Origin of the sequence: Lacticaseibacillus hulanensis (genome assembly GCF_004010095.1) — a bacterium.
GTDB classification, from domain to species: Bacteria; Bacillota; Bacilli; order Lactobacillales; family Lactobacillaceae; genus Lacticaseibacillus; species Lacticaseibacillus hulanensis.
The window spans coordinates 12966-31544 of sequence record NZ_RRYD01000034.1 but is presented as its reverse complement, the minus strand read 5'-3'; the positions used below and the strand labels follow the sequence as shown (position 1 = coordinate 31544).

At 55.4% G+C, this 18579-nt stretch carries 17 protein-coding genes and 3 tRNA genes; 14 read left to right on the top strand and 6 right to left on the bottom strand.

Features of this window, described 5'->3' with window-relative positions; translation table 11 throughout:
- Positions 1-97: 97 nt before the first annotated feature.
- The gene (locus EKN00_RS09160) at positions 98-1204 is read right to left on the bottom strand and encodes a M24 family metallopeptidase (protein WP_127849823.1); all 1107 of its coding nucleotides are present in this window, start codon (positions 1202-1204) and stop codon (positions 98-100) included.
- Between the two features lie 327 nt (positions 1205-1531).
- Here EKN00_RS09160 and ccpA point away from each other — a divergent pair, with 327 nt between their 5' ends.
- On the top strand, positions 1532-2533 hold the full coding sequence (gene ccpA, locus EKN00_RS09155; RefSeq protein ID WP_127849822.1) for a catabolite control protein A: 1002 nt from the start codon (positions 1532-1534) through the stop codon (positions 2531-2533).
- 65 nt (positions 2534-2598) lie between these two features.
- Here the strand turns inward: ccpA and EKN00_RS09150 are convergent, their stop codons facing one another.
- Together EKN00_RS09150 and pepV are read right to left on the bottom strand one after the other, a co-directional pair.
- Positions 2599-5238: a transglycosylase domain-containing protein gene (locus tag EKN00_RS09150; RefSeq protein ID WP_127849821.1), complete on the bottom strand. Its 2640-nt coding sequence runs from the start codon at positions 5236-5238 to the stop codon at positions 2599-2601.
- Positions 5239-5279: 41 nt separating this feature from the next.
- On the bottom strand, positions 5280-6692 hold the full coding sequence (pepV, locus tag EKN00_RS09145; protein WP_127849820.1) for a dipeptidase PepV: 1413 nt from the start codon (positions 6690-6692) through the stop codon (positions 5280-5282).
- A 403-nt stretch (positions 6693-7095) separates the two neighbouring features.
- On the opposite strand from pepV, the gene rbsK reads away from it, so the two are divergent.
- From rbsK to EKN00_RS09105, 8 genes are read left to right on the top strand one after another with little or no spacing between them, the layout of a single operon-like run.
- Positions 7096-8019 carry a ribokinase gene (gene rbsK / locus EKN00_RS09140; protein WP_127849819.1) on the top strand — a complete coding sequence of 308 codons (924 nt, stop codon included), beginning with the start codon at positions 7096-7098 and terminating at the stop codon, positions 8017-8019.
- Positions 8020-8331 carry a hypothetical protein gene (locus EKN00_RS09135; RefSeq protein WP_127849818.1) on the top strand — a complete coding sequence of 104 codons (312 nt, stop codon included), beginning with the start codon at positions 8020-8022 and terminating at the stop codon, positions 8329-8331.
- 41 nt (positions 8332-8372) lie between these two features.
- Positions 8373-9425 carry a YibE/F family protein gene (locus tag EKN00_RS09130; RefSeq protein ID WP_127849828.1) on the top strand — a complete coding sequence of 351 codons (1053 nt, stop codon included), beginning with the start codon at positions 8373-8375 and terminating at the stop codon, positions 9423-9425.
- Entirely contained in the window at positions 9422-10165 is a 744-nt protein-coding gene (locus EKN00_RS09125; protein ID WP_127849817.1) for a YibE/F family protein, read from the top strand. The genes EKN00_RS09130 and EKN00_RS09125 overlap by 4 nt, the downstream gene beginning before the upstream one ends.
- Positions 10166-10183: 18 nt before the next feature.
- Positions 10184-10783 carry a metallophosphoesterase gene (locus EKN00_RS09120; protein WP_127849816.1) on the top strand — a complete coding sequence of 200 codons (600 nt, stop codon included), beginning with the start codon at positions 10184-10186 and terminating at the stop codon, positions 10781-10783.
- A gap of 59 nt (positions 10784-10842) precedes the next feature.
- Positions 10843-11457 carry a YutD family protein gene (locus tag EKN00_RS09115; RefSeq protein WP_164848091.1) on the top strand — a complete coding sequence of 205 codons (615 nt, stop codon included), beginning with the start codon at positions 10843-10845 and terminating at the stop codon, positions 11455-11457.
- A gap of 39 nt (positions 11458-11496) precedes the next feature.
- Positions 11497-12255, top strand: coding sequence for a TIGR01457 family HAD-type hydrolase (locus tag EKN00_RS09110; protein ID WP_127849827.1), 759 nt, complete (start codon positions 11497-11499; stop codon positions 12253-12255).
- Positions 12252-12881: a TIGR01906 family membrane protein gene (locus tag EKN00_RS09105; protein WP_241559489.1), complete on the top strand. Its 630-nt coding sequence runs from the start codon at positions 12252-12254 to the stop codon at positions 12879-12881. Before EKN00_RS09110 ends, EKN00_RS09105 begins: the two co-directional genes overlap by 4 nt.
- 316 nt (positions 12882-13197) lie before the next feature.
- Here EKN00_RS09105 and EKN00_RS09100 read toward each other — a convergent pair whose 3' ends face one another.
- Entirely contained in the window at positions 13198-13842 is a 645-nt protein-coding gene (locus EKN00_RS09100) for a VTT domain-containing protein (RefSeq protein WP_127849814.1), read from the bottom strand.
- A gap of 97 nt (positions 13843-13939) precedes the next feature.
- Positions 13940-14914 (bottom strand): NAD(P)/FAD-dependent oxidoreductase, encoded by a 975-nt coding sequence (locus EKN00_RS09095; protein WP_127849813.1) that lies wholly within the window; start codon positions 14912-14914, stop codon positions 13940-13942.
- Positions 14915-15105: 191 nt separating this feature from the next.
- On the opposite strand from EKN00_RS09095, the gene EKN00_RS09090 reads away from it, so the two are divergent.
- From EKN00_RS09090 to EKN00_RS09070, 5 genes are all read left to right on the top strand, one after another.
- Positions 15106-15690 (top strand): peptidylprolyl isomerase, encoded by a 585-nt coding sequence (locus tag EKN00_RS09090; protein WP_127849812.1) that lies wholly within the window; start codon positions 15106-15108, stop codon positions 15688-15690.
- A gap of 134 nt (positions 15691-15824) precedes the next feature.
- Positions 15825-16199, top strand: coding sequence for a CvfD/Ygs/GSP13 family RNA-binding post-transcriptional regulator (locus EKN00_RS09085; RefSeq protein WP_127849811.1), 375 nt, complete (start codon positions 15825-15827; stop codon positions 16197-16199).
- Between the two features lie 289 nt (positions 16200-16488).
- Positions 16489-16560, top strand: a tRNA-Glu gene (locus EKN00_RS09080).
- 7 nt (positions 16561-16567) lie between these two features.
- Positions 16568-16640, top strand: a tRNA-Thr gene (locus tag EKN00_RS09075).
- Positions 16641-16808: 168 nt separating this feature from the next.
- A tRNA-Asn gene (locus EKN00_RS09070) sits at positions 16809-16881 on the top strand.
- 133 nt (positions 16882-17014) lie between these two features.
- On the opposite strand, the gene EKN00_RS09065 is transcribed toward EKN00_RS09070, so the two are convergent.
- Positions 17015-18478, bottom strand: a complete 1464-nt coding sequence (locus tag EKN00_RS09065; RefSeq protein ID WP_127849810.1) for a hypothetical protein — start codon at positions 18476-18478, stop codon at positions 17015-17017.
- Positions 18479-18579: the final 101 nt, after the last annotated feature.

Below are 18579 nucleotides of genomic sequence, written 5' to 3'. Positions count from 1 at the left end.
CGCCACAGCGACCACGGCGAAGCACACCCGAGGCCCAGCCCGGACCCGGAGGCCAAACCCCACAACGCGGAGCCCCCTTTAACGCTGCCGGACGGTGTTAGTCAGCAGGGATAACTTGCAGTTCCTTGCTCGTGTGGGTGAATGGTTCGTTGCCGTCTTCCGTGATGTGGACACAGTCTTCAATGCGGACGCCGGCGAACCCTGGGATGTAGATCCCGGGTTCGATGGAGAAGCACATGCCAGGCTGGAGCACGAGGTCGTTGCCTTCCATGATGGATGGGAATTCGTGCGTGCTGGTCCCAATCCCGTGGCCGAGACGGTGGTTGAAGTATTCACCGTAGCCGGCCTTCGTGATGATGTCGCGCGCAATCTTGTCGAGTTCGGCCGCGGTCACGCCAGGACGGGCAGCGTCCATTGCGGCGAGGTTGGCTTCGAGGCAGACGCGGTGGATTTCCTTTTGCTTGTCATCGATGTCCCCAAAGGCAACGGTGCGCGTGGAGTCGGAAATGTAACCCTTGTGCACCGTCCCGAGGTCAAAGAGGACCATCTGGCCTGGCTGAATCTTGTTCAGTTCTGGACCGCCATGAGGGTTAGCCGCGTTGGCTCCGGCCTGGACAATCGTGTCGAAACTCATCTGCATCACGCCGGACTTCATCATGGCGTATTCGATTTCGGCCACAACTGCCTGTTCGGTCACACCGGTGTGCAGCGCGGCAAAACCAGCGGCGAAGGCCCGGTCAGCATCACGGCCGGCCTGTTCGAGCAGGGCGATTTCGTCCGGTGTCTTGATGAGCTTTTTCATCTCGATGAACCGGGATGCATCGGCAGGGAAGGTTGCGCTCGGGAACTGCTGCATGATTGCTTCGAAACGGAAGACTGGCAGGTCGTCCTTTTCAATCCCAAAGCGAATTGGGTTGGCAATGCGCTGACGAATCTTGTCACCAATCAGTGCAAATGGATCTTCGTGGTCGAGGTAGCCATACACATCGTAAGGCCAGCCGGTCCGCTTTACTTCTTCAATCGATAGAGCTGGGGTGAACAGGAATGGGTCCTGGTCGGGAAAGACGAACAGGCCGGTGACGCGTTCTTCGGGGTCTTGGAAGAAGCCGGAGAAGTAACTAATGTTGGTGGGGTTGCTGATGTAAGCAACGTCCAGTTTTTCATCCTGGACCCACTTAATCAAACCTTGCAGATGTTGATTCACAATAATTCCTCCTTGAAACAAAAAATGGGACACCGCAATTGCAACACCTTGGCAAATTTTGCACAGCAGCAAAAAATGTAAATGAAAACTGGCGTGACTAATTCAGGCAGCAAACCTAAAGTGCTTTTGCGGTGCGTAGACGCAGTAATTTACTTCACAAGTATACCACGTCCGTCCAAGCTGAAGTTTCTGAAAGAAGGTCCAAAAAATTCATGCAATTATCAGTAAAACGCTTGCATTTGTGATGTTTCTCTGCTATCTTTGAAAAGAACACAAATCGTATTCGACTGAAAATAAGTTTAATTTTGAAAGGATTCTTTGTGCATTATGGAAAAGCAGACAATCACCATTTATGACGTTGCTCGTGAGGCTAACGTTTCAATGGCTACCGTTTCACGTGTTGTTAACGGCAACCCGAACGTAAAACCAGCTACCCGGAAGAAGGTTTTGGAGGTTATCGATCGCCTCGACTACCGGCCAAATGCGGTTGCACGTGGCCTTGCTTCCAAGAAAACCACGACCGTTGGGGTTATCATCCCCGACGTCACCAACATGTTCTTCTCCAGTTTGGCGCGGGGGATTGATGACGTTGCGACGATGTACAAGTACAACATCATCCTGGCTAACTCCGACGAGAACAACAAGAAGGAAGTTCAGGTGGTCAACAACTTGCTGGCCAAGCAGGTTGACGGTCTGATTTACATGGGGCACAACATTGGGGACAACATCCGCAGTGAATTCGCCCGCAGCAAGACGCCAATCGTGCTCGCTGGCTCCGTTGATCCTGAAAACCAACTCGGCAGTGTCAACATTGACTACGTGGCCGCAGTTGAAGGGGCAACCAAGCAGCTCATCGAGAGCGGTAACGAACGAATCGCGCTCGTTACCGGCCCACTTGCCGACGCAATCAACGCTCAGTACCGCCTGAAGGGTTACAAGAAGGCCCTGGACGACGCTGGGATTGCGTACGACGAAAGCCTCGTCTTCGAGACCGAATACAGCTACCAGGCTGGCCTCGCCGTCTTCAGCGAACTGCAGAAGGTTGGCGCTACCGCCGCAATCATGGCTGACGATGAAGTAGCCATCGGGGTGCTGAACGCCGCTAAGGATTCTGGCGTTGCCGTTCCTGAAGACTTCGAAGTCATTGCCAGCAACAACACCAAGCTGACCGAAATGAGTCGGCCACGCATGACCTCCATCGACCAGCCACTGTACGATATCGGTGCCGTTGCGATGCGTCTGCTCACCAAGATGATGAACAAGGAAGACATCGACGAGAAGACGATTCGGCTGGGCTTTGACCTGACTGAACGCGACTCAACCAAGTAATTAATTCATCCATGCAAAAAAGGTTCCGGCCAAGCGCTTCTGCGTTTGACCGGAACCTTTTTTGTTTACTGCTGCGTCGTGGTAGTAGTGCTACTGCTTGCAGCGCTGCTACTTGAACTTGGCGCCGAGCTGGAGGAGCTGCTCAAGACGCTCGAGGTGGAGCTGTAACTGCTGGAAGAAGATGAGGATGAACTGGTTGCGTTCTTCTTGTCTTCTGCGGCCTGTTTGTCGTCAGCCTGCTTTTGCATTACGTCGTCGAGCTTTTGATCACCCTTGGTTTGGGTGCCGTAACCATTCGCTTTGCCCTGCATGAAGTCCCAGAACAGCTTGTAGTTCTCCGAGGTGCCGCCAATCCCGAACTGCGGGGTGAGGCTGCCAGGTGTCCAGTCGTTGTACAGACTCGTGACGGTGTTGCCCGTGGTCTTGATGGTGGTCCCGCCGTAACTGACTGAGCCGTTTGGCATCCCCGTCATGCTGTTCACCTGGGCACTCTTAACCGTGTCCGGCTTAGGCATTGAATCGGAAACGCGCATGCGGTTAGGAATCAGCTTGTAAATTTGGTTCATCTGCTGGGCCCAGTACTGAATTTCGGTCCGGGTTGCAGAGGATGCGAGGTTGAAGGTGTGACCGTAATTGTTGTCGTAGCCCATCCAGGCACCCAGGCTGACGCCCGGCGTGCTCCCGATAAACCACGAGTCACGTTCGTCGTTACTTTCACCAGTTTTACCCATGACGTTCTTCGTGCTGAAGGACAGGTAACTGTTCAGTGATGCGGCGGTCCCACTGTCAACGACCGCGTTCATCATGTGCTGCATGATGTAGGAGGTCGCTTTGGAAACCACGCGCGTCTTCTTCACCTTGTGCTTGTAAATCACCTTGCCAGATGGGTCGGTAATCTTGTCAATCATGTAGGAATTGGCGTGCGTGCCACCGTTGGCGTACGTGGCAAAGGCACCGGTTAACTGGTTAACGGTTACCCCGTAATCAGTCCCCCCAATCCCCAGACCAATCTGGGCGAAGTCATTGTCCGTCAGGGTGGTGATGCCAAGCTTCTTGACGTAATCACGCACGCTCATCCGCTGCCGCACCGCGTTGTACAGGTTGAGGGCAGTGATGTTGTAAGATTTGGCCAGCGCGGTGGTTGCAGGGATGAACTTGTTTTGCACCGTATCCCCGAAGTCAGTCGGGCTGTAGTCGCCGAAGTTCGTGAGCGGGAAGTCGGCGATGGCGCTGTTCGAGCCAATCACCTTGTGCTCAATCCCGGGACCGTAATCAAGAATTGGCTTGATGGCCGAACCAGGTGAACGACTGGTGTTAATGTGGTTCACCTGACCGCCAGTCCCACCAACGAAGCTGAGAATGGCACCGGTGTCGTTATCGAGCAGCACCATCCCGTTTTGGGGAGATTCGGTGATTGTCTTGGTCTCGCCAGTGTTCGGGTCGCTGACCGTGTAGGTGTGATCCACCCCGAACGTTGACTTGTAGACGTTCATGACTTCCTGCATCTTGTTGTACACGGAACTCAAAATCGTGCTGTGGACCTGGTAGCCCTTGGTCTTGAACAGGTTGTCGGCCTGCGTCTTGTAGGAGGCCAGCTCCTTGGCGTTCAGCTTGTCACCGTTCAGTCCGTCCTGCTTGGCCAGTTGCTTGGCCAAAATGTTCTGCGCCTGGCTGTAAACCGCGTTGTAGGCGTAACTGGTGGACTTGGCGTCGATGGTCGTGGCCGAGGACTGCTTCAGGAAGGCGCCCTTGAGGTTGTACTTCAGCGCGTCGTCGTACTGTTTTTGTGTCAGGTAGCCGGCACGGAACATCCGGAACAGCACGGTCTTTTGGCGCTTCAAGCCGTTATCCAGCGTCTTTGCGAACGCCCCAGTTTGGGTGTAAGGCGTGTAGCCGAACGGACTCTGCGGCAAGCCGGCAATGAAGGCGGCCTGGGGGATGTTGAGCTTGTCAGCAGAAACACCGAAGAACCCCTCGGCGGCTGCCTCAACCCCAGCAATGTTTTGTCCCTTGTTGTTCCGGCCAAAGGTGGCAACGTTCAGGTAGGCGTTCAGGATGTCCTGCTTGCTCATGAACTTGTCGACCCGCATGGCGAGCACGATTTCCTTGGCCTTGCGCTTGAAGGTTGTTTCACTCGACAGCAGCTGCATTTTCACCAGCTGCTGGGTGAGGGTGGAACCCCCGGTCTGGCTCCCGACGCCCGTCACGCTGGAGATAACCGCGCGAATGAGCGACTTGGGCATGACCCCGCTGTGGTTGAAGAAGTCCTCGTCTTCGGTCGCAACCACGGCCTTTTGCAGCCAGGGTGAGACTTCATCCAGACTGACGTTCGACCGGACTAGATCACTTTTGACGTCCGCAAGCTTAACGTTATTGGCGTAATACAGCGTCGCCGAGGTGTCGGCGCGGGTGATGGAATGGTGCAACGCTGATTTAGTCGGGATGGGCGTGTCGTCCACAATCGAGGCAAAGTAGCCCATGCCGATGCCGACTGCAAGGAAGCCGAAGAGAACAATGCCACAAATAAGGGCCACGACTAATCCACGGAAAACCTGGATGCCAGTGTCCACATAGAGCCACCAGTTGTCTTTGGTGAGTGGTGGGAGCTTCGGCCTGGGACCGGTAACTGCCGATTTTTTAGATTTGTGCTTGCCTTCGCCGATATTGCCGACTCCTTGGCGAATGTGCTGCAAGAAATTTTTCAAAATATTCGTGCCACCTTCAAGTACTTAGTAACGAGCCAGTTTTACTTGGCTAAACGGTAGATTGCGTCCGCATAAATGGCAGCGGCGCGCACCACGTCTTCAATCTTAATGTATTCGTTCGGCAGGTGCATGATGTCGGGTGCGCCCGGCATCTGGGCCCCAAAGGCAACGCCCCGGTCCAGGATGCGGCCGTACGTCCCGCCCCCAATGATCATTTCGTGACCAGGCAGGCCGGTGTGTTCGGTGTAAACATCAAGCAGGGTCTGCACCAGCGGGTCGCTTTCGGGCACGTAATGTGGTTCCTGCGCGTGGCCGTCAATGGTGACGTCAACCAGGTCAACGCCAATTGCGGTTTCAATCTGGTCGCGGATGGCGTCGGCGGAAGTGCCTTGCGGGTAGCGCACGTTGATGAGCACGGTCTGCTTGCCGTCCTGGCTGAACTTGAAGATGTCGGGACTAGCGGTCAGCTCGCCCATCTTGCGGTCGGCATAGTTGATGCCGAGCAGCGTGCCGGTGGTGTCGCGGTGCAAGTACTTGGTAATGGTTGCCAGGTACGCAGTTGCGGCCGGGTCCAGATCCAGGGAGCTGGCATTCAGGAAGGCTGCCAGGTACGTCCCCGCATTGGTTCCAATTGCTGGGGTTGATGCGTGGGCACCCTGACCAACCAGCGTAATGACCGTTTCCGAACCATTTGCGGTCAGGTCGGCGGTCACGTCGTTCGTCATGGCAAAGGTCTGAAGCTGGTCGGCTAGGTCTGCGGGGATGGTCCCGGTGAGCTTAGCGGTGGCGCTAACTGGCACCATGTTGGGCCGAATGCCGGCGTCGAAGCTGGTCATAGTGGTTGCGGCCTGTTTCGGCGCAACCCGCTTTTGGCTAATCAGGAAGCTGGCAATCCCTTTTTCCCCGTTGATAATTGGGAATTCAGCGTCAGGGGAGAACCCGAACGTGGGGTTCTCCTCGGTTGCCATGTAGCGGTCCATGCCGTACCATTCGGATTCTTCATCGGAACCAAGAATCATGTGGACGCGCTTGTTCAGCGGTACGTTCAGGTCGCGCAGAATCTTCAAAGCGTAGTAGGCCGCGATTGTGGGGCCCTTGTCGTCCGCGGTTCCACGACCGTACATCTTACCGTCCTTGATAACTGGCGTGAAGGGGTCGGTCTCCCAACCCTCGCCAGCGGGCACGACGTCAACGTGGCCGAGCACGCCGAGGATGTCGTCGCCGCTACCCAGTTCAATCCGGCCGGCGACGTTCTCCACGTTCTTCGTGGTGAACCCGTCGCGCTGTGCCATGGCCAGGGCGTGCTTAATCGCCGCTGCGGGTCCGGGGCCAAGTGGCGCCTCCGTTGTGGCCTTGTCCGTGTCGCGCTCTGAGTCGATGGCAACCAGTGCCTTAAGGTCGGCAATCATTGCGTCTTCGTAGTTGTTTGCTGCTGTGGTGAAATCGTAGTCCATAATGTCCTCCTTGCCGGGTGCGGCCGCAAGTATGTGCGGGTCGCCGTCCGGGTAGTTGTGGTGTCTACTTAACTTAACTTAGTGCAGTTCGGATGCACCGCGTTGTTGCCTGGCAATACCGGGGTAAACTAGTGCACAAAAACCCATTGTGTAATCTCAATGTTATTAGAATAACATATTGGTAGGAACCTGCGGGCGGGATACGCCCGAATATAGATTAAATCTCCTTTACTTTTACGTTTGAATAGAGTGTAAACTGTAACTTAGCGGGGGTGCTCTGCTATGATAGTAGACAAAAGGCGCGACTAAACGCGCCGGCAGCCCCAGAAGCAGGCAAACAATATTGACCGGCAGGCGGACACCTCAGTCGCTTGCGTCCGGCTAACCCAAAGGAGAAATAGACATGACACTTGTTGTAATCGGCAGTATCAATCTTGACCAGCTCTTTAGCGTGAATCACGCACCCAAGCCAGGGGAAACCCTCATTGCGGATGACTTAATTGAAGCAAACGGGGGGAAGGGCGCAAACCAGGCGGTCGCCGCCGCAAGAAGTGGCCTCGATGTGCGCTTTGTTGGTCGCGTTGGCGATGACGGCGCGGGCGCTGGGTTGCGTCAGGGCCTTGTCGACGCCGGCGTGAACACGGAGCACCTGATTACGGATGCAAGCGCGCCAACCGGTCGGGCCGTGATCTTCGTTGAACCATCCGGTCAGAACCGCATCGTGGTCGCTAGTGGCGCCAACGCGGAGGTGAAACTCGCGGACGTGCAGCCGCTGCTTGACCAGATGGGGCCGGATGATTTCTTGCTGGCGACCTTCGAATCGCCGCTTGATACGGTGACCGCCGCGTTCGAGGAGGCCAAGAAGCGGGGAGTGACCACCGTGCTTAATCCGGCACCAGCGCGCACCAGCGTTCCGGACAGCCTGATTAAGGCCACGGATATCATCATCCCGAACGAGGGTGAGGCGACCGCACTGACCGGAATCGACACCGTGGACGCGGCATCAACGGCCGAGAGCGCGTCCGCACTCTGCCGCCGTGGGGCCAAGCAGGTCATCATCACGCTCGCCGAAAACGGGAGCTACTACGCGAATGCCGATGGGGATGAGTTTGCCACCCCGGCGTTTAACGTGAAGGCCGTGGACACGACAGGCGCGGGGGACACCTTCATTGGTGGGTTCCTCGCCAAGGTTTCCGCCGGTGCGGGCATTGAGGACGCAATCGTGTACGCGACCGCCGCTTCCGGCCTGGCTGTTTCCCGTCCCGGGGGCCAGCCAGCCATTCCAACGAGCGCTGAGGTTGAAGCTTTGCTCAAGGAGGAACTTTAGTTGGCTGAAACGCAGACGTTAGATTTGATTCAAGAAATCACGCGTAACGACGGCACCCGCTATTTTGAGCTCGGCAACATCTACATGAACGGAATTGCGGAGCGGTGCGCCCTCGATGGCTACATCAAGAGCGTGCGCATCGTTCAGCTCAATATTCCGCGCGGGACCGCTGTGCGTGAGTACGAACAGTACATTAATGATAATTACACCTTTCCCGACCTCCATCCGGATCATTGGGAAGAGTGGGCAAAACCCGAGGGCAAAATCAGGGATGCATACCAAGAAATCCTGCGCGCAAACCACGTCGGGTGATGCCGAAAGGATTGGTAGCTTTGGTCACTAAAAAACGAATTATGATTATTTTGGTGGCGGGAATCGCGGCGATTCTCGCCACCGTCACTTTTCTGCGGCACGACGCCTTCTTGTACCACACACCGGTGGCCCAGGTGACGGCAATCGTGAAAGTTACGAAGACCAGTGAGGTGGACTCTTACAACAACCGGGACCAGCAGATTCACCAGGTTGTGCGCGTGCGCATGCTCAACACCAATCGGCGCGGGCAAACCATCCGCATGGGCAACGATTACGTGCGGTCGCAGGCACTTGATTTTCCCCTGCGCCCGGGCCAGCAGGTTTTCCTCACCAAGAGTAAAGACGGGTACCAGCTCAACGACATGAAGCGGGACGCGGTGCTGGGCGGATTGCTCGTCGCCACCATCGTCTTGCTCATCCTGTTTGCGGGCAAACACGCGCTGGTAACGATGGTGTCGATTGCCCTGAACACGGCCGTCTTCTTCTGGGGCGTGCACTACGAACTCAGTCTGCAGGACCGCGGCCCGTGGATTCTGGTCGGCGTGCTGGCGGTGGTGTTCACCATCTTGACCGTCCTGTTTGTCATCGGGGTGCGGCCGGTGGCGGTTGCCATCAGCCTGAGCACGCTGCTTGCGACCGGACTGGCCGTGGCGCTCGGTTACGGTTTGATGCAGGCGACTGGCTACAAGGGCATCCACCTGGAAACGGTGAAGTACGTCACCCAAAACCCGCAGCTGATTTTCTTCGCGCAGGTAGTAATCGGCTCGCTCGGGGCGGTGCTGGATGAAACCAGCGACATCTCCGTGGCCGTGTTCCAGTTGCCGGCGGGGGGCAAGGAGCGGTTTATGGCCGGGATGGCGATTGGCCGTGCCGTCATGGGCCCACTGATTGCGGTACTCTTCATGATTTTCATGGCTGACACCTTCATTGAAACGGTCATGTGGCTCCGGAACAACAACACGATTGCCTACACCGTTTCGTGGGTCATGGGCCTCGGCTTTACCCAGTCGCTCATCTCCGCATTCGGGATTGTGCTGGCGGTGCCAATCACTAGTGGGCTGGCGGCACTGCTTGGAAGGAGGCATGCGGCATGAATTCTATGCTTACGCTAATTTTGGCTCTGGCTGTCCTCATGGTGCTTGTTGGCGGGCACCAGGGCCTGCGCAGTTTCTTCGGGCTGATGGTCAACGCCATCGTGCTCCTGGTGTCAGTCATCCTGATGGCGGGGGGCTTTAACCCCGTAATCGTCGGGGTGATTGCCGCCGTCGTGATTCTGGCGGCGACCATCTTCCTCAGCTCCGCGGACGTGCAGGTTGCCGGCCCCGCGTTCGTGTCGGCGCTCATTGTGATGTTCGCGCTCGTAGCGGTCATCATCGGTGTTTTGACCATCAGTCACACGGCCGGGTTTGGTGCCGAAGACGGTGAGGAACTCGAAGGAATGAGCACCGCGCTTGGCGTATCGTTTCCGGCCATTGCCATGGCGGCGGGGCTCATCAGCACGCTCGGGGCGGTGGCGGAGGCGGCCATCGCCGTTGCGGCCGGCATCAACGAGCTGGACGTGGAGCGTGACTGGCAGGGTATCCTGCAGATGGGACGGGAAATTATCGGGACCGCGATTAACACCCTGTTCTTCGGCTTTTTCGGGGGCTTTGCCGGATTGTTCATCTGGTTTGCCCAACTGAAATACCCGCTGTGGATGGTGCTCAACGACAAAATCTTCGTGGGCGAATTGCTCGACGTCCTGTTTTCGGTGATTGCCGTAATCCTAACGGTGCCCGTGACGTCGTGGGTGGTCCGCCAGCGCACACTGGGTGCCAGGAAAAACATTAAATAGTAGTTTGGGGATGGGATTTTGAATTTTTTCATTGCTGACACGCATTTCTTCCACCGGGACTTGCTCGGGTGGAACGACTTTGCGCCGCGGCTGTTTGCCAGCACGGACGCAATGAATCAGGCCATGATTGACGCGTGGAATGAGCGGGTGGACGATAACGACGTGGTTTACCATCTGGGTGACATCGCGATGAACCCGGAGAACGTGCCGACCAACGCGGCGGTGCTCGCCATTCTCGCGCAGCTGTCCGGGCGGATTGTGTTCATCAAGGGCAACCACGACTACCGCAGCTTGTTCAAGTACCTGCACGCAAATGACCCGCAGTGGCACGGCCAGGACAAATTCAGCTTCCATGACGTCGGGGTCATCATCAAGGAGAACCACCAGCAGATTTTCATGACCCACTACCCGCTGATGATGGGCATCGTCCACCAGACGCTGAACCTGCACGGCCACATTCACCACAGTACCGTTCACACCGCCACGAACATCAACGTCGGGGTGGATGCGCCGGAGCGGGATTTCGTTCCGGATTTACCGTGGGGCTGCCCGCTGAACATGCACGACATTGAGGTGATGGCGGCCGGCAAGCGCGATGTACTTGCAAAAAGTAAATAACCAGTGCGTAAATTCGGAATCTGGTTTACACTGAATTAGTTTGGAAAGGGGATGAAATTGTGCGCAATCAAGTGAAAAAAGACCCAGACGCGGAACCGGTCGTCCCGGAACCACGGGCACACGTGGCCCAATTAACGCCGGAACTGTTGACGATTAACAGTCGGCGGTACCAGGTGGCGGTGAACCACAAGGGGGCCGTTGACCCGGTTCGGATTGCGGAACGTTACGATGAAATTCTGAGTAAGTATGACTTTATCGTTGGCGACTGGGGTTACGAACAGCTGCGGCTGAAGGGCTTCTACAGTGACGACAACCACCAGTCGGACCCCGATCAACGCATCGGCCACGTTCAGGATTACCTGCTTGAATTCTGCAATTTTGGGTGTGCTTATTTCATTCTCGAACGCATTGATGCACCCGAGAAGACCACGCCAACGCGCCAGCCCCGGCGGCCCCGCGCCAGCAAGGGCCCGGATGTGCACCGCACATTTCGGGACCGGCCAGAAAAGGCGCCAAAGGATGGCAATCGGCACCAGAAACACAGCCCGCGCAGCAGTAAGCCGTACGCCGAAAAGCGTGGTGGCAGCACTCGCCCAGGACGCGGACGTCACGAACAGGCCACCACGAGTGGTAAGGGCCATGGGCGGCACTTCACGGTCCGTAAAACTGATTAAAGGATAGGAATTGTTATTTTGACGAAATACAAGGGTTACATGATTGACTTGGACGGAACGATTTACCGCGGCAACGAACGGATTCCTGAAGCAAAGGATTTCGTTGAACGTCTGCAGGCGGCAAACATTCCGTTCTTGTTCTTAACGAACAACACGACGCGGACGCCACAGATGGTCGTTGACTTTCTCGCGGACAAACACGACATTCACGTGACACCAGACCAGGTGTACACACCATCGCTCGCGACCGCGAACTACCTGGAACGGACTAATAATGGCGATTTGAGCAACAAGTCCATCTACATCATCGGTGAACTTGGACTCAAGAAGGCCATTTTGAACACGGGCATCAAGCTCAACGAGTACGATCCCGATTACGTGGTAGTGGGCCTCGACTATGACGTGACCTACCACAAGTTCGAACTCGCCACGCTGGCCATCAAGCGGGGCGCGATGTTCATCGGTACGAACGAGGACACTAACCTGCCCAACGAACGCGGTCAGGTACCTGGTGCCGGTTCCGTCATTGCGCTGGTTGAACGCTCCACCCAGCAGCAGGCCTTCTACATTGGCAAGCCGCGGCGCCCAATCATGGACGCGGCGCTCGACGTCATGGGCCTTGATGCTAGGGATGTCGTGATGGTCGGGGATAACTACAATACGGATATCAAAGCCGGGATTAATTCCGGCATTGACCAGTTGCTGGTTTACACCGGGATTTCAACGCCCGAACAGGTAGCAAGCCAGAAGATTCAGCCAACGCATGTTGTAAACAGCTTGGCTGAGTGGGAAGTATGATCAAAAGGGCCAGCCATGTGCTGGCTTTTTGGCTATTCTTAATCAGTGCAACCATCTTCGTCGTGACGCTGCTGTCCCTCATCTTCTTCCCGATTGCGGTGCACGTGCAGCACTTGGCGGACATTGCGGGGATGAGTGCGGGCAAAGTCTACCACAATTATGTGCAGCTGATGGCCTACCTGTACAATCCATTCTCAGGTGACGTGGTGCACCTGGACAACTTCATTGTCAGTGGCTCGGGCGCGCGGCATTTCGCCGACGTGCGCAACCTGTTCGTCTTCGACATTGTCGTGATGCTGGTGACGGCCTGGCCGACGCTGCGGTATTTGCGGCAGTTGACGCAAAAGCACGAGCGGTACGAGCTGGTGGGGCAGGCACAGTGGGGCATTCTGGTCTCACTCACCCTGGTCTTCGCAATGGCGCTGAACTTCAACGCGTTCTTCATCGCCTTCCACAAGGTGCTGTTCCGCAATAACGACTGGCTGTTCGATCCGCGCACGGACCCCATTATTAACGTGTTACCCGAGGACTTCTTCGCAATCTGTTTTGTTCTCGGCTTTGCCATGTTCCTGGCCGTGCTGTTCTGGCTGGCAATCACGGGGAAACGCGACGCGCAGCGCAAGTAAGCGCATGGCGGCGGTCAACGCGTGGCAACGCGCCGGCTGGCTGCGGCTTTTGCGCTAATGACACCCGACATATTTTTAAATTGGCGCAGGTTTTACATGAAAACGCTGCTGGAACGCGGTTTTGCTTGCTTTTTTGCGCATATTTTAAAATAGGTCGTGTGTCGAATTGGCGTTTTGACGTGGCGAACGCGTAATGCACCCTTAATTGAAAATTGGCACAACAAAAACCCGTGAACCTTGGCTGTTTAAAACCAAGATTCACGGGTTTGTTTGTTGGTTAGGTAATTGGTTATGTGCTGCAATCTGATTTTGGTGCTTAGGCAGCTTTCTTCGTTGACCCCTTAATCGCGGTGACAAGGATTGGAATCAGGGAGACCAGGATGATTCCCAGCACAATCGCGGAGAAGTGCGCCTTGACGAACGGCGTGTTGCCGAACCAGTAGCCGGCCGCGCAGCATAGTGTGACCCAGCTGATGGCACCCAGGAAATTGTAGGGCAAGAAACGCTTGTACGTCATCGTCGAACCACCCGCAACAAAGGGGATGAACGTCCGGATGATGGGCATGAACCGGGCGAGGGTGATGACGATGTCGCCCATGCGGTCAAACAGCCCCTCGGCCTCGTGGAGCTTTTCTTCATTAATGTACTTGCCGAAGAATGAACTCTTGGTGGCCGCCTTTCCGAGGCGCTTAGCGATGTGGAAGTTCAGTGAATCCCCAGCAAGGCACGCAATCAGGAACAGGGCGACGAAGAGCCAGATGTTCAGGTGGTAAATCTCGTTTGCGGCAAGGGCACTGGCGGCAAACAGTAGTGAATCGCCGGGCAGAAATGGCAGAATCACGGCACCTGTTTCGATGAAGATAATCGCAAACAGGATGACGTAGGACCAGCCCCCGAACGTCTGAACAATGTTGACGAGGTGCGAGTCAATGTGCAGAACAAAATCAAATAAAGTGGACATAGATAGCCTCCAAAGTAAGATACGGCTTTAAGTATACCTAAGTTCAGCCATGGGTGTCTGAAAAATACTTCGAAAAATGTTTAAGATTGGCTTTAACTTAGTGAATCATGCTGCTGGAGTGCAGTGGCGCCCGGCGGTCCGGGTACAGGTCGGTCATGATGCTGTCGATTGCCGTTGGGGCCTCACCGAACCCGCTGGCAATCAGCTTGAGCTTGCCGGGGTAGGTGACCGCATCGCCAATCGCGTAGACGTGCGCGCGGCTGGTTGCCAGCTGGCGGTCGACACTGACCTGATTGTGCGTCAAATCGATGTTCCAGGCGCGCAGCTGCTTGTTGTCGCTGGCAAAACCGTAGCTGACCAGCAGGTAATCTGCCTGCAGGTGGTCGTGCTCCTCGCCGCGGACGGGGCGCAAATCCAGCTCGAGCCCCTGATCATCGGCCGTCACGCTGGCGATGAGGTTGGGCGTGTGTAGGTGGACGTGACTGTGGGTCAGCTGATTCACGCTGCTTTCGAGGCCGCGGAACTGGTTGCGCCGGTGGATGAGGTCCACCTGGCCGGCAATTGGTTCAAGGGCGAGGGCCCAGTCGATGGCGGAGTCGCCGCCGCCAGCAATCGCCACGCGCGCGCCGGCCAGTTTCGAGAGGTCGGAAATCGTGTAGAGCACGCGGTCGCCGTCCAGATTGTGGTCGTACGGCACAGCCAGGGGGCGCGGGGCAAAGGCGCCCGCGCCGGTGGCCAAGACCACGGATCGGGCGTAAATGCTGGCGCCGGCCGTCGTTAGTTCGAGGTAGTCGTCCTGCTCGTTAATGGCCGTTACCTTGGTGCTCAGGCGCACCTCGGGGCTGAAGCGGGCCATCTGCTTGGCGAGGGTTGCGACTAGTTCCTGGCCGGAGATTTCGGGCATGCCGGCGACGTCATAGATTTTTTTCTGTGGGTAAAGGGCCGCGGGTTGGCCACCGACCTGGGCCGTTCCCTCAAGAAGAACGACGTCAGCGGAGCGCAGGCCGGCGTAGAACGTGGCAAACATGCCCACCGGCCCCGCACCAATCACCGCGATATCATAAATGTGCATAGCTTTTTTGCATCCTTTCGCAATACATAGCACTAGTTTACACGAAAAGGCAGGCTGATGGAAAATTTTGCGGGCGCGATGGAAAATGTGACGTTTGCCAAAATTTCGGGGCGAAAGGGATTTGGCGGGTGCAACTGGTATTAATATTGGGTATGATAGTAGACAGACTTATTTAAAATTAGGAGGCACATATGACTTATCCACAGCTTGACCTTGAAAATCACCAGGGACCAGTAGTGACCCTGAAGACGAACCACGGTGACATTACTATCGCCCTGTTCCCAGACGTTGCACCCAAGACGGTGGCAAACTTCGTGGGATTGGCAAAGAAGAACTACTACGACGGGACGATTTTTCACCGCGTAATTCCTGACTTCATGGTTCAAGGCGGCGACCCAACCGGGACCGGCATGGGTGGCGAAAGCATCTACGGCGACAGTTTTGAAGATGAATTCAGCAACGAGGCCTTCAACATTCGTGGGGCACTGTCCATGGCCAACGCTGGCCCGAACACCAACGGCAGCCAGTTCTTCATCGTTCAGAACAAGAACATCAACAACGGCTTCTTGCAGCAGATGCAGGCCGCTGGTTACCCAGCAGAAATCATTGAGGCGTACAAGCTGGGTGGTACGCCATGGCTTGATCACCGCCACACCGTCTTTGGTCAGGTAATGTCTGGCATGGACGTGGTTGACGAAATCGCGGGTGTTAAGACGCTGCCAGGCGACAAGCCTGCAGAAGACGTGGTTATTGAATCCGCAACGGTGGCTGAATAGGCTGACGGGTGGTGCGGCAGGACGCCGCGCTTATCTTAGTTGCTAAAACAATGTGCGGAAGTGCGCATGCGCCTTTTACCCAATGTGATACTCTGTTATAATTACCGGGAAGTCTAATGGAATGAAGTGTCAGTATGGACTACCGAATCGGTGATATCGTTACTGGCAAGGTTACCGGAATCCAACCGTATGGTGCGTTTGTCGCACTGGACGATGAGGAGCAGGGTCTGATTCACATCTCCGAGTGTCAGCACGGATTCGTGCACTCGCTCGATGATGTTTTCCAGGTTGGGCAGACAGTTCGGGTGATTATCCTGGACATTGATGAATATACGCACAAAATCAGCTTGTCCATTCGCGCATTGCAGCCGGATCCAGAGATGTTGCCGCATGCACGGCGCAAGCATTACTGGACAAACCGAAAAATCCGCAATGGGTTCACGCCCATCGCAAAGCATCTGTCCGGCTGGGTTGCAGATTTCCTAGCCTACGACGAAAATAAGCAATAAAGGGTAGTGACGGGCAAGTGCGGCTCGTCATTACCCTTTATTTTTGTATCGTGACGGATTGTGACGGTGAATAATGCAGTTAATTATGTAGTTATAATGCTTTTTTAGTAAAAAATGTGACGTAAAGTAGGCTCCGCGATTTTCACTGCAAATGGCGCAAATCCGCGGTTTGGGGGGCCTCAACCATGAAGGATTTTTCACAGCAATGAAAATATTGTCACTTTTTCTGCAAAAAGGGGTAGACAGACTGGAACAATCTTAGTATAGTATATCTTGTTGTTGATGACATGGCCCGTTGGTCAAGTGGTTAAGACACCGCCCTTTCACGGCGGTAACATGGGTCCGAATCCCGTACGGGTCATCAATTTGCCAGCTTAGCTCAGTTGGTAGAGCATCGGTATCGTAAACCGAGGGTCACAGGTTCGAATCCTGCAGCTGGCACTTATTACGACGTGAAAGCATCCTGATCAGGATGCTTTTTTTATACCCATTATGCGTCAACGTTTCCAAACTTTCATGATGACTGTGCATCTGATAATTTCGTCACAAAATCGCTTGACGGAGATGGTGGTTTCGGTGTACTATTTCAAACGTGGTAATAATAGTTATTCCGGTTTAGCTCAGTTGGTAGAGCACCTGACTGTTAATCAGGTTGTCGTCGGTCCGAGTCCGACAACCGGAGTATTGAATTCCGTCTGCAAGGCATTTTGCCGGGCAGGCGGTTTTTTTTGCCCCGGCCGGCGCGGTACTGGTGACTACGCACAACAAAGAAGCGGGAGGCGAGCCCGATTTGGGTGCTCACCTCCCGCTGCTAATTACAGGGAGAAGATGGATTGGTGTTTGATGCGCAGGAGCTTGGTCAACCGCCCCGCGTTGACTGCTGCGGAAAGCTCGGGAATCCACTGCAGTGGCGTAACGCCCGTTGAACGAATGAGCTGATCGATGTAGTCGCATTTGTGTTGGTACAACAGGATGCTACTGCCAGCGTCTGCACTGTCAACGGTGGCTGCGGGTTTGATGTCGACCAGGCCCCACAGCCAGTTCGACATCGTGTCCAGCTCCACGGGGGTGAACTCGTCGCTGACGTACACGGTGGTGCGCCAGCCGGTCATCAGGATGAGGCCGACGTGCTTATCCAGGTAGCCCAGCAGGAGTTGAATCTGGTTGGTTGATAAATCGGCGGTCACTTCCGGTGTCAGCAGTGTGTTGACGCATTCCGTCAGCGCCTGTGTGCTCGGTTTGTAGTTCGTCAGGCTAACAAAGCCGCCATCAATGAACGGTTCGCTGTCAAAAATCCGCATGTAGGTCGCGATGGCGAGGACCCGGAAGTACAGTCGGTGGATTTTGCCGACCAGTTCGCTGCGGCCTTGAAAATGACTGCGCAGCTGCGTGGGCAGTTTCGGCAAGGTGGCGTTAAGCGTGCGCAGGAAGAGTTTGCTGCCAGAATCGCTGAGGTACTGCACCTGGTAGGGAGCTAAACAAATCAGGTAATCTAGCTCGTGCACCAGGTGACTGAGCGTCGAACTGGTTCCGGGTATGATGCCGGCAGCCTGGACGCTGGATTTGACCGTGCTCAGGTCCTTGTGCAGGTGCAGCAAGTTGTGTTCCGCGTGACCGGCAATTGGGACATTCAGGTGGTCCAGCGCCGTGCGTAGCCGCAGCAGCCAGATTGCGATGATGATTTCACGATCCTGGTCAATCACGGTGCCGTGCACGAGGTACTGACTGCCGGCGTAAAAGGCGTTAATTCTGGTGTAGGCCGCATGCTCGGCCGGAGTTAGTAATGTGCGCGGATTGATGCCACTGCTCTTGAAGATGGCGTACAGCACGCTTTGGATTACCGGCTCCGCCACGTTCAGTCGGTATTCAGAAGAGTTCAGCCAAATGTTGTGCCGTTCAAGTTCTTCTATATAAGGTGCGATGCGGCGACGCAGGGTGGAGATGCTCATCTTATGTAGTTGGGCGAACTCCGCCATGCTCGAAGCGGAGTTCGTCACCGTTGAGAGGGTGAACTGGGTCACGACGCTGCTGGCGTACAAATAGCGGCGGTAGTCGTTGATGGTCACGGCCGTCAGATTATCCAGTTCCTTCTTGCCGGCTGTGGGGGCGATGACGGCCACGTCGGCGCGTAATTCTTTGAATAGCCGCAGTGCCGATGCATAAGCAAGGTCACGTTCCTGCGCGTATTCACGCACGGAGGTCGGCATTTCCCGCAGGAAGACGAACAAGTCAAGTTTTTGCCGGTCAGTTTCAGTTAATAGCGTATCTGCAATTCGCATCAATGTCCCTCCCATTTGGCTGCACCCATCATGCGCTGTTAATGGACCTGTTTTGTCAGTGTATCGGTAATTTTATTGTCCAAAGCAAGCTCTTAATTACG

What these genes read in the sequence shown, in the direction of transcription:
- EKN00_RS09105 (WP_241559489.1), top strand. Translation starts at nt 12,252, where the DNA reads ATGATCAAAAGGGCCAGCCATGTGCTGGCTTTTTGGCTATTCTTAATC.
- EKN00_RS09085 (WP_127849811.1), top strand. Translation starts at nt 15,825, where the DNA reads ATGGACTACCGAATCGGTGATATCGTTACTGGCAAGGTTACCGGAATC.
- EKN00_RS09110 (WP_127849827.1), top strand. Translation starts at nt 11,497, where the DNA reads ATGATTGACTTGGACGGAACGATTTACCGCGGCAACGAACGGATTCCT.
- EKN00_RS09125 (WP_127849817.1), top strand. Translation starts at nt 9,422, where the DNA reads ATGAATTCTATGCTTACGCTAATTTTGGCTCTGGCTGTCCTCATGGTG.
- EKN00_RS09065 (WP_127849810.1), bottom strand. Translation starts at nt 18,478, where the DNA reads ATGCGAATTGCAGATACGCTATTAACTGAAACTGACCGGCAAAAACTT.
- EKN00_RS09100 (WP_127849814.1), bottom strand. Translation starts at nt 13,842, where the DNA reads ATGTCCACTTTATTTGATTTTGTTCTGCACATTGACTCGCACCTCGTC.
- EKN00_RS09095 (WP_127849813.1), bottom strand. Translation starts at nt 14,914, where the DNA reads ATGCACATTTATGATATCGCGGTGATTGGTGCGGGGCCGGTGGGCATG.
- pepV (WP_127849820.1), bottom strand. Translation starts at nt 6,692, where the DNA reads ATGGACTACGATTTCACCACAGCAGCAAACAACTACGAAGACGCAATG.
- ccpA (WP_127849822.1), top strand. Translation starts at nt 1,532, where the DNA reads ATGGAAAAGCAGACAATCACCATTTATGACGTTGCTCGTGAGGCTAAC.
- EKN00_RS09130 (WP_127849828.1), top strand. Translation starts at nt 8,373, where the DNA reads ATGATTATTTTGGTGGCGGGAATCGCGGCGATTCTCGCCACCGTCACT.
- EKN00_RS09090 (WP_127849812.1), top strand. Translation starts at nt 15,106, where the DNA reads ATGACTTATCCACAGCTTGACCTTGAAAATCACCAGGGACCAGTAGTG.
- rbsK (WP_127849819.1), top strand. Translation starts at nt 7,096, where the DNA reads ATGACACTTGTTGTAATCGGCAGTATCAATCTTGACCAGCTCTTTAGC.